The following is a 10,289-nucleotide window of genomic DNA, read 5'->3' as shown; positions in this document are numbered from 1 at the left end:
GGGGCGGATTTCTGCTTGTCAGCAATCACCCGACCGGGATTGCCGACGGCATCGCCATGTTCGACCTGATGAAGACGCGTCGCCCGGACATGATGTTCTTCGCCAATCGTGATGCCATCCGGGTCAATCCGCGGTTCGCCGAGATGATCATTCCGGTCGAATGGCGCGAGGAGCACAAGAGCAAACTGAAGACGCGCGAGACGCTTCACCTCACGAACCGGGCATTTGCCGAGGGAAAGGCCGCCATTCTCTTTCCCTCCGGCCGTATCGCCTATTGGGGCGACGGTCGGTTGAACGAGCGGCCCTGGAAGATCTCGGCCGTGTCGCTGGCGCGCAAGTACGACCTGCCGATCCTGCCGGTGCACATGTCGGCGCGCAATTCCGGCCTGTTCTACTGGCTGGCCAAATGGTCGACCGAACTGCGCGACATGACCGTCTTCCACGAGCTTCTGAACAAGAAGGGCGACGTCTTCGATTTCACCATCGGCAACATGATCCAGCCCGACGCGCTGGACGGCGATCCGGTCGAGGTGACGCGGGGGCTGGAGCGGCACACGGTCCACGACCTCGCCGGCGATGCGGATGCCGACTTCCGCAACCCGGTTTCGTCCCCGGAGACGATCGGATAGGCTGCATGATGCAGATTCGATCGATGTTCGCCGCCAATTACCGTTCGCTGAAATCCATTCGCATGGACATGGGCAGCGTCAACCTGTTCATCGGCGAAAACGGCGTCGGCAAATCCAATCTCTACCGCGCCTTGCAACTGGTACAGGCGGCCGTGCGCGGCCGGCTGGCATACGAGATCGCCCGCGAGGGCGGCATGGCCTCCGCGCTATGGAGCGGCACGCGCCGAAGCGGTGATCCCGTGAGGGTCAAGCTCGAGGTCGAGCTTCTGGATGAGGAGCGCGCCGCGACCTTCTTCTACCGGATCGAATGCGGCCTGCGCCCACCGCTGATGGCCGGCTTTGTCTTCGAGCCGCAGATCAAGGAGGAGGAACTCAGCGTTGATGCCGGGCGGCGTCCCGCCGTCATGATGAAGCGGAAAGGCCCGCTGATTCAGGTGCGCAACGAAACGGGCCGCATGAACGACTATCCCGAGCAAGCGCTGACATCGGACACCGCCATCGGCCTGCTCGGCGATGCCGGTCACTATCCTGAGGTCGGGACGCTGCGGCGGGTGATCGATGGCTGGCGTTTCTTTCACGGGTTCCGCACCGACCGCGACTCGCCGCTGCGCTCGCCCTGCCTTGCCGTCACGGCGCCGATGCTGGACGAGGATGGCTCCAACCTGGCGGCGGTCTTTGCGACGCTGCGCCATACTCGCGGGGATACGGTCGATCTTGATCGCGCGATTGGCGATGCTTTTGGCGGCGCCCGGCTCGTCATTCCCGAACCGATGGAATTCGCCGAATTCTCGCTGGTGTTTCCAGACTTTCCGAAGCGCCAGTTTTCGCCGCGTGAACTGTCGGACGGGCAGATGCGTTTTCTCGCCCTTGCCGGCGCGTTGCTCTCCTATCGCCGGCCACGCTTCATCGCCCTCAACGAGCCGGAGACGAGCCTGCATCCCGACATGCTGCCGGCGCTTGCCGCCATGATCGCCACCGCTTCCACCGACAGCCAGATCTGGATCGTCACCCATTCGGAGGCGCTGGCTTCAGAGATCGAAGCGCGCTGCGGCACCCGCCGCAAACGCGTCATCCGCACCGACGGCGCGACCTGGATCGAGGGCATGCGACTGACGGGGATGATGGATGACGAGGAGTGATATTCCGCTTTTTGGATCAAAACCTCCAACCCACGGTAACGGCAGCACAAACCGCTAATACAGTTAATCACAGCGTAATAATTATATTATAATTTAACCAACCATCAGGAGGGTGCTGGTCTGCTCGTCGAGAGACGGCCGGTTGCATGATGCTGGACGCTCCGCGCCGGTCGAGATCCGGGGTTTTTCAGGCTTGCACCGATGATTGTCCCGCGCCCGCTGGAGACCTCTTCGTGCGAGGACTTTTGGCTGGAGGGATTGCATGAAGTTTACCATTGCCCGCGGACTGCTTATTTTCGGTGCCATCGTGATTGGCGGCCTTGTCCTGTCGATCGGCATCAAGACCCATGCCTTCAACAAGTTGCGGGTCAACGGCCCGGTCTATACCCAGATCATCTACGGCAAGGACCTGATCGCCGACATCCTGCCACCGCCGCTCTATACCGTCGAATCCTACATGCTGGCGATGGAGGCGGTTTCCAATCCGGAATTCGCCAAGGCCAATCTCGACAAGATCGCCGTCCTGAAACAAGCCTTCGAGGATCGCCGGGTCTACTGGAAAGCATCGACTGCTCCGGCCACGCTGATGGCCAAGCTGGAAAACGACGTTCTGGCGCGTGGCGATCTCTATTGGGAGGTCATGGACAAGAAGTTTCTCGCGCCCTTTCAAGCAAATGACCTGGCGGCCGCTGAGCGCGCGCTCAGTGACCTGAAGACAAGTTTTCATCACCACGAAACCGCCGTCAACGAACTCGTCGCCATGGCCGATACCTTCCTGAAGGAGCAGGAAACCGCCGCTGCCGCCGACACAGGCACGCTGTCCGCAGCCGCGTTCATCAGCTCGGTCGCCTCGGTCTGCCTGCTGCTTGCCGGCCTCTGGTTCTTCCGCCGCCGTGCCGTCCAGCCGCTGGCCGCCATGTCGTCCTACATGAAGACGCTGACCTCTGGCGATTATGATCAGGACGTGCCCTATGCCGGTCGATCCGACGAGATCGGGGATGTCGCGAAATCCGTCTCCATCTTCCGGGAAGCCGCGATCGAACGGCGCAATGCCCGCCAGCGCACCGAGGACAACCGGCAGAGGCAGAGTGAGCGCGACATGGCCTTGAGCCAGCAGAAGGCGGCCGAGGAGGCCGGGCGGCTGCAGGTCATCGAGGCCTTGACCCACGGACTGGAGCAGCTGTCGAATGGCGATCTGTCAATCCGGATCCGCCAGTCCTTCGCCGCGGAATACGAGGCGCTGCGCACGGAGTTCAACGGCAGCGTCGAACGGCTGGCCGAGACGATTTCGACCGTTCTTCATACATCGGCGCGCCTCAGGACCAATTCACTGGAAATCGCCGGTGCCACCGACGATCTCGCCAAGCGCACCGAAATGCAGGCGGCTTCGCTGGAGCAGACCACTTCCGCCTTCGATGAAATCACCGTGACGGTGAAAAATTCCGCCGAGCGGGCACGAGAAGCCAGCGCGGTGATGGAGGCGACAAAGCGGGGGGCGGAAAAGTCCGCGATCGTCGTCCGTGACGCGGTTGCTGCCATGGAGCGTATTGCCGATTCGTCGGCGCAAATCCGCCAGATCATCACCGTCATCGACCAGATCGCGTTCCAGACCAACCTCCTCGCCTTGAATGCCGGTGTCGAGGCGGCGCGCGCCGGGGATGCCGGCAAGGGTTTCGCGGTCGTGGCCCAGGAAGTGCGTGAACTGGCCGGACGCTCGGCAAAGGCCGCACGCGAGATCACCGCGCTGATCGAGGCATCCACGCAGGAAGTGGCCGGCGGCGTGCATCTCGTCAACGAAACCGGTTCGGCGCTGATCGGCATCGAGCAGCATGTCCGGCAGGTGAACGGCCTGATCGGCGGCATCGTGACTGCCGCAGGCGAACAGACGGCGGCTCTGTCGGAGATCAACGCAGCGCTGCACCAGATGGACCAGATGACCCAGCAGAATGCCGCGATGGTCGAAGAGACCAATGCCGCCTGCCGTGAACTCAGCGACGAAGTGCAGGATTTGAACAACGCGGCCGGACGTTTCCAGGTTTCCGGCACGACGGAGGGCCGCCTAAGAAAAGCGGCCTGAAGCACCATTCACGAAAAAGGCCTCGCGAATCGTTTCGCGAGGCCTTTGCGTTTTCAACTGAAATCGGGATCGATCAGGCGATCTTCTGGCCGGTCTTTGCCCAGTCGGCGAGGAAGGTGGCAAGGCCTGCTTCGGTCAGCGGGTGCTTGACCAGTGCCTTCAGCGTTGCCGGCGGTGCGGTAACGACGTCGGCGCCGATCAGGGCTGCTTCCTTGATGTGGTTGACCGTGCGGGCGGATGCCGCGAGGATCTCGGTCTCGAAGCCGTAATTGTCGAAGATCTGGCGGATTTCGCGGATCAGGTCCATGCCGTCGAGCGCGATATCGTCGAGGCGGCCGATGAAGGGCGAAACGAAGGTTGCGCCGGCCTTGGCGGCGAGCAGCGCCTGGTTGGCCGAAAAGCACAGCGTCACGTTGGTCAGGTGACCGTCGGACGACAGGTTCTTGCAGGCCTTGAGGCCATCGAGCGTCAGCGGCACCTTGATGCAGATATTGTCGGCGATCTTCGAAATGACGGCCGCTTCCTTCATGATCGATTCGTAGTCGGTGGCGGCGACTTCCGCCGAAACCGGGCCTTCGACGATGCCGCAGATTTCCTTGGTGACTTCAAGGATATCGCGGCCGGACTTCAGGATGAGCGAGGGGTTGGTCGTCACGCCGTCGACGAGACCCAGGTCGTTCAGTTCCCGGATTTCTTTTACATCGGCTGTATCGACAAAAAACTTCATGGAATTCTCCCTTGGGACACGCGGCTGTGCTGTTGTTTCGGGGTTTCCTTTAACGCAAACCGAGGGCAAGGTCACGGCCGATGACTGAAGATTCGACCGATTTGTTTGACGACCTGTTTGCCCGCCGGGTCGTGCCCGTTCTGGTGCCCATGCCGGCCCCCAAAGCATACTCCTATGTGGTGCCGGAGGGAATGGCGGTGGAGCCGGGCTCCATCGTGCAGGTGCCGCTTGGCCCCCGCCAGGTACTGGGCGTCGTCTGGGATGGCGCCGAGGACGACGCGGTCGATCCGAAGAAGCTGAAGGCGATCACCCGGGCGTTCGATTGCCCGCCGCTCGCCAGGGATATGCGCGCCTTCCTCGATTGGGTCGCGACCTATACCGTGTCGCCGCCCGGGCTCGTTGCCCGCATGGCGCTCCGCGCGCCGGCCGCCTTCGATCCCGAGCCGATGGTCGAGGGATTGCGGCTGACGGATATGCGGCCCGAGCGGCTGACCTCGGCGCGCGAGCGGGTGATCGCGGTCGCCGACAATGGTTTTACCTGGACGCGCTCAGGGCTTGCCCATGCGGCGGGCACGTCATCGAGCGTGATCGACGGGCTGACGGCGCAGGGTGTGTTCGAGACCGTGTTCATGCCGCCGCCGCCTGTTGTTGCCGCCCCCGATCCGGATTATGCCGAGCCGCGGCTCGAAGGGCCGCAGAAACAGGCGGCGCTCGATCTGCTCGAAAGCGTCGAAACGGGCGGCTTTTCCGTGGCGCTGATCGACGGCATCACCGGTTCCGGCAAGACGGAAGTCTATTTCGAGGCGATCGCCGCGACGCTGAAGGCGGGAAAGCAGGTTCTGATCCTGCTGCCGGAAATCGCGCTGACGGCAAGTTTCCTCGAACGTTTCCAGGATCGCTTCGGCTCCAAGCCGGCCGAATGGCATTCCGACCTCGCGCCGAAAACCCGCGAAAAGGTCTGGCGGCAGGTGACTGAAGGCGGCGTGCGGGTCGTTGCCGGCGCCCGTTCGGCGCTGTTCCTGCCGTTCGAGAATCTTGGCCTGATCATTGTCGACGAGGAACACGACCCGGCCTACAAGCAGGAAGACCGTGTCTTTTACAATGCGCGCGACATGGCGGTGGTGCGGGCCCGAATCGGCGAGTTTCCCGTCGTCCTGGTCTCGGCGACGCCCTCGGTCGAAAGCCGCGTGAACGGTGATCTCGGCCGCTACAAGCCGATCCATCTGCCGACCCGGTTTGGCGATGCGGCGCTGCCGGATCTCGGTCTTGTGGATATGCGAAAACATCCGCCGGAGCGCGGCGGTTTCCTATCGCCGGTGATGCTACGCTATATCGGCAAGGCGGTGGAGCGTGGCGAGCAGGCGCTTTTGTTTCTCAACCGGCGCGGCTATGCGCCGCTGACGCTCTGCCGTGTCTGCGGCCACCGGTTCCAATGCCCGGATTGCTCCAGCTGGCTGGTGGAACACCGGTTTCGCGGCCAGATCCAGTGCCACCATTGCGGTTATGCAGAAAAGACCCCGGAAGCCTGCCCGGAATGCGGGACGTTCGATCATCTCGTGGCCTGCGGCCCCGGTGTCGAGCGCATCGCCGAAGAGGTGGACCGGCATTTTCCCGATGCCCGTACCATCGTGCTTTCCTCCGACCTGATGGGCGTCAAGCGGCTGCGGCTGGAACTGGAGGCGATTGCCAAGGGCGAGGCGGACATTGTCGTCGGTACGCAACTGGTGGCCAAGGGCCACAATTTCCCGATGATGACCTTCGTCGGTATCGTCGATGCCGATATCGGCCTTGCCAATGGCGACCCGCGTGCGGCCGAGCGCACATTCCAGCTGTTGAGCCAGGTGACCGGTCGGGCCGGGCGAACCGGATTGAAGAGCCTCGGCCTGTTGCAGACCTACCAGCCGCAGCATCCGGTGATGCAGGCGATTGTCTCGGGCGATTCGGAAGCATTCTACGAGCGCGAGATCAATGAGCGGGAAAAGGCATTGCTACCGCCCTTCGGCCGGCTGGCCTCGGTGATTGTTGCGGCGGATACGCGCGCCGACGCCGAAGGTCATGCACGCGGTCTGCGGCAGGCGGCGCCCCGCGTCGGCGGCATCAGCATTCTTGGCCCGGCCGAAGCGCCGCTGGCGCTGATCCGCGGCCGTCATCGTTTCCGGCTTCTGGTCCACGGCCGCCGCAATAGCGACATGCAGGCCTTCGTCAAGACCATGCTCGCCAACGGCCCGAAAATGCGCGGCTCGGTGAGTGTGCAACTGGATATCGATCCGCAGAGCTTTTTGTGACGGCCTGCATGCCGGTTTTAGACGTCGCATTATCCCGTTTCGCTCCACTTTTCTCGGAAAAGGGATATTGCCTTGAATTTCAGTTGGATGAGGAAATGGGATCGCCTTTCCGGACGAATCCGTCTGTGCGATAATCGAATCGGCGGCGGAGCGCGAAGGGGCATATATGGAACTCTATATTCCAACAGAAACGGGTGAGTTCCTGGCATTCTGCGCAGCCGTGGCGACATCGCTGATCGGGCTCGTCTTTCTCTTTGCACCGGGCCTCGCGTTTCGCGCGCTCGGGCTCGACATTCGCGAGGGGCGGCGGGGCGGTTATGCCGAGGCGCGCTCGACGCTCGGTGGTTTTCCGCTGGGGATCGGCATTGCTGCAATCCTTCTTGCGCAGCCGATGGTGTATCTGGCGCTGGGGGCAGCCTTCGCACTCGCAGCCTTCGGGCGCATCCTGTCGATGGTATCGGATGGCGGTAATACGGTTGTGAACTGGGTGTTCCTAATCGTGCAGATCGTGTTGTCGGGCTTACCGCTGGCTTATGTCTTCGGTTTCGTTTGAAACCGCAAAACGAGGCTTTTAGCCCTGACCTCGTCAGTTCATACCCCATTTTTGTCAAAATTCGGCCAAACCGGCCAAACTTGAGCGCATTCGTGTGGTTCCCGTGTTGCGAGTCCAGATATCCTATGCTAGACGAACCGCGACTTGTGGGGGAAACAAGCCGCCCGGCTTGCAGAACCCTAAAAATATAGCAACAAATTCAAGGTGTTGGGTTTACGGTTCTCCGCAGACATCGCCGTTGAATTAAAATAAGAGAAGCTTGTGCCCGTGGCAGACACATCCCAGCTTATTTCCGGTGTTGCAGAAAGGTATGCGTCTTCGCTTTTCGATCTCGCACTTGAAGCGGGATCGGTGGAGAGCGTCGGGGCGGATCTGGACAAGTTCCAGTCGCTGATCAACGAGAGCGCTGATCTCAAGCGCCTTATCGTCAGCCCGATCTTTTCTGCCGACGACCAGTTCAAGGCCATTTCCGCGCTTATCGCGAAGGCCGGCATCACGGGTCTCGTTGGTAATTTCCTGAAGGTGGTTGCTCGCAATCGCCGCCTGTTTGCAGTGCCTGGCATCGTCAAGTCCTATCGCGAAACCGCCGCCCGTCATCGTGGCGAAGTTTCTGCCGACGTGACTTCGGCGCATGTCCTGACGGCAGCGCAGCAGACTGAATTGAAGGCGGCGCTCAAGGGCGTCACCGGCAAAGACGTGACGCTCAACGTCACGGTTGAACCCTCTATTCTCGGTGGTCTGATCGTCAAGGTCGGGTCCCGCCAGATTGACACTTCCCTTCGCACAAAGCTTTCTAGCCTTAAGCTTGCACTGAAAGAGGTCGGCTGATGGATATCCGCGCCGCGGAAATTTCCGCAATTCTTAAAGATCAAATCAAAAACTTTGGCCAGGAGGCAGAAGTCTCCGAGGTTGGCCAGGTGCTTTCCGTCGGTGACGGTATTGCCCGCGTCTACGGTCTGGACAATGTCCAGGCAGGTGAGATGGTCGAATTCCCGGGTGGAATTCGCGGCATGGCACTGAACCTTGAAGCCGACAATGTCGGTGTGGTTATCTTCGGTGCCGACCGTGGCATCAAGGAAGGCGACACTGTCAAGCGGACCGGCGCCATCGTGGACGTTCCGGTTGGTCCGGAACTGCTCGGCCGCGTCGTGGACGCGCTCGGCAATCCGATCGACGGCAAGGGCCCGATCAATGCCAAGCAGCGCTCGCGCGTTGACGTCAAGGCGCCGGGCATCATCCCGCGCAAGTCGGTTCATGAGCCGATGTCGACCGGCCTCAAGGCCATCGACGCTCTGATCCCGGTCGGCCGCGGCCAGCGCGAGCTGGTCATCGGCGACCGCCAGACCGGCAAGACCGCCATCATTCTGGACACGATCCTCAACCAGAAGGCCATTCACGATAATGGCCCGGAAGCTGAAAAGCTGTACTGCGTTTACGTCGCTATCGGCCAGAAGCGTTCGACGGTTGCCCAGTTCGTCAAGGTGCTCGAAGAGCGCGGCGCACTGAAATATTCGATCATCGTTGCCGCGACGGCTTCCGATCCTGCTCCGATGCAGTATCTTGCACCGTTTGCCGGCGCCGCAATGGGCGAATATTTCCGCGACAACAGCATGCATGCGCTGATCGGTTATGACGATCTGTCCAAGCAGGCCGTTGCCTATCGTCAGATGTCGCTGCTGCTGCGCCGCCCGCCGGGCCGCGAAGCTTACCCGGGCGACGTTTTCTATCTGCATTCGCGTCTGCTTGAGCGTGCTGCAAAGCTTTCCGATGAAAAGGGCGCCGGTTCGCTGACCGCTCTGCCGGTCATCGAAACCCAGGGTAACGACGTTTCGGCGTTCATCCCGACCAACGTGATCTCGATCACCGACGGCCAGATCTTCCTTGAAACGGACCTGTTCTACCAGGGTATCCGTCCGGCCGTTAACGTCGGCCTGTCGGTTTCGCGCGTCGGTTCGGCCGCTCAGATCAAGGCGATGAAGCAGGTCGCCGGCTCGATCAAGGGCGAGCTTGCCCAGTATCGCGAAATGGCCGCCTTCGCCCAGTTCGGTTCCGACCTCGATGCCGCGACGCAGCGTCTGCTGAACCGCGGTGCGCGCCTGACCGAACTCCTGAAGCAGCCGCAGTTCTCGCCGCTGAAGACGGAAGAGCAGGTCGCGGTGATCTTCGCCGGCGTCAACGGTTACCTCGACAAGATCGCCGTCAACAAGGTCGGTGCTTTCGAGCAGGGCCTCCTGTCCTACATGCGCTCCGAGGGCAAGGACATTCTCGATACGATCCGCAAGGACAAGGCCATCAGCGACGACGTCAAGGGCAAGCTCAAGGCTGCCATCGACACTTTCGCGAAATCCTTCGCCTGATCGGGTAGCAGTTAGGACGGAAACGGATGCCTTCACTTAAGGATCTGAAGAACCGGATCGCCTCCGTCAAGGCGACGCAGAAGATCACCAAGGCGATGAAAATGGTCGCCGCGGCGAAGCTTCGGCGTGCGCAGGAGGCGGCCGAAGCGGCTCGCCCGTATTCGCAGCGCATGAGCGCGGTTCTCTCGAACATCGCAGCCGCTGTCGGTTCTGACGACAGCGCGCCGCGTCTGATGACCGGAAACGGCCAGGACCAGACGCATCTGCTTGTCGTCTGCACGGCGGAACGCGGTCTTTGTGGCGGCTTCAACAGCCAGATCGCCCGCTTTGCCCGCGACCATGTTCGCCGGCTGCTCGCCGAAGGCAAGACGGTCAAGATCGTCTGCGTCGGCAAGAAGGGGTTCGATATCCTGCGCCGCGAATTCGCCTCGCTGATCATCGATCGTGTCGACCTGCGTGAAGTCAAGAAGATCGGCTTCGAAAATGCCGACCAGATCGGCAAGAAGATCATCGGCCTGTTCG

Annotated in this window: 9 protein-coding genes; 8 read left to right on the top strand and 1 reads right to left on the bottom strand. The window is 61.5% G+C overall.

The window, feature by feature from the left end; all coding sequences use genetic code 11:
• From VL202_RS07050 to VL202_RS07040, 3 genes are all read left to right on the top strand, one after another.
• Positions 1-629: GNAT family N-acetyltransferase (locus VL202_RS07050; RefSeq protein WP_325463420.1), on the top strand; the 629-nt coding region annotated here is incomplete at its 5' end.
• Between the two features lie 8 nt (positions 630-637).
• Positions 638-1,768 carry an AAA family ATPase gene (locus tag VL202_RS07045; protein WP_325463421.1) on the top strand — a complete coding sequence of 377 codons (1,131 nt, stop codon included), beginning with the start codon at positions 638-640 and terminating at the stop codon, positions 1,766-1,768.
• A gap of 262 nt (positions 1,769-2,030) precedes the next feature.
• Positions 2,031-3,845 (top strand): methyl-accepting chemotaxis protein, encoded by a 1,815-nt coding sequence (locus tag VL202_RS07040; RefSeq protein WP_325463419.1) that lies wholly within the window; start codon positions 2,031-2,033, stop codon positions 3,843-3,845.
• A gap of 73 nt (positions 3,846-3,918) precedes the next feature.
• On the opposite strand, the gene fsa is transcribed toward VL202_RS07040, so the two are convergent.
• Positions 3,919-4,572, bottom strand: coding sequence for a fructose-6-phosphate aldolase (gene fsa / locus VL202_RS07035; RefSeq protein ID WP_325463418.1), 654 nt, complete (start codon positions 4,570-4,572; stop codon positions 3,919-3,921).
• Between the two features lie 80 nt (positions 4,573-4,652).
• Here fsa and VL202_RS07030 point away from each other — a divergent pair, with 80 nt between their 5' ends.
• From VL202_RS07030 to VL202_RS07010, 5 genes are all read left to right on the top strand, one after another.
• Positions 4,653-6,857, top strand: coding sequence for a primosomal protein N' (locus VL202_RS07030; RefSeq protein ID WP_325463417.1), 2,205 nt, complete (start codon positions 4,653-4,655; stop codon positions 6,855-6,857).
• Positions 6,858-7,023: 166 nt separating this feature from the next.
• Entirely contained in the window at positions 7,024-7,410 is a 387-nt protein-coding gene (locus VL202_RS07025; RefSeq protein ID WP_325463416.1) for a DUF4345 domain-containing protein, read from the top strand.
• 261 nt (positions 7,411-7,671) lie between these two features.
• Positions 7,672-8,238: a F0F1 ATP synthase subunit delta gene (locus tag VL202_RS07020; protein WP_325463415.1), complete on the top strand. Its 567-nt coding sequence runs from the start codon at positions 7,672-7,674 to the stop codon at positions 8,236-8,238.
• Entirely contained in the window at positions 8,238-9,767 is a 1,530-nt protein-coding gene (atpA, locus tag VL202_RS07015) for a F0F1 ATP synthase subunit alpha (RefSeq protein ID WP_325463414.1), read from the top strand. The genes VL202_RS07020 and atpA overlap by 1 nt, the downstream gene beginning before the upstream one ends.
• A gap of 26 nt (positions 9,768-9,793) precedes the next feature.
• Positions 9,794-10,289: F0F1 ATP synthase subunit gamma (locus VL202_RS07010; protein ID WP_325463413.1), on the top strand; the 496-nt coding region annotated here is incomplete at its 3' end.

Origin of the sequence: Pararhizobium sp. (assembly GCF_035497515.1) — a bacterium.
Lineage (GTDB): Bacteria > Pseudomonadota > Alphaproteobacteria > Rhizobiales > Rhizobiaceae > Pararhizobium.
The sequence above is the reverse complement of the archived record's forward strand: the minus strand, read 5'-3'. Positions and strand labels throughout refer to the sequence as shown.

Excerpts from the sequence above, each read along its gene's own strand:
- VL202_RS07045 (WP_325463421.1), top strand. The coding sequence starts at position 638 with ATGCAGATTCGATCGATGTTCGCCGCCAATTACCGTTCGCTGAAATCC.
- VL202_RS07040 (WP_325463419.1), top strand. The coding sequence starts at position 2,031 with ATGAAGTTTACCATTGCCCGCGGACTGCTTATTTTCGGTGCCATCGTG.
- fsa (WP_325463418.1), bottom strand. The coding sequence starts at position 4,572 with ATGAAGTTTTTTGTCGATACAGCCGATGTAAAAGAAATCCGGGAACTG.
- VL202_RS07030 (WP_325463417.1), top strand. The coding sequence starts at position 4,653 with ATGACTGAAGATTCGACCGATTTGTTTGACGACCTGTTTGCCCGCCGG.
- VL202_RS07025 (WP_325463416.1), top strand. The coding sequence starts at position 7,024 with ATGGAACTCTATATTCCAACAGAAACGGGTGAGTTCCTGGCATTCTGC.
- atpA (WP_325463414.1), top strand. The coding sequence starts at position 8,238 with ATGGATATCCGCGCCGCGGAAATTTCCGCAATTCTTAAAGATCAAATC.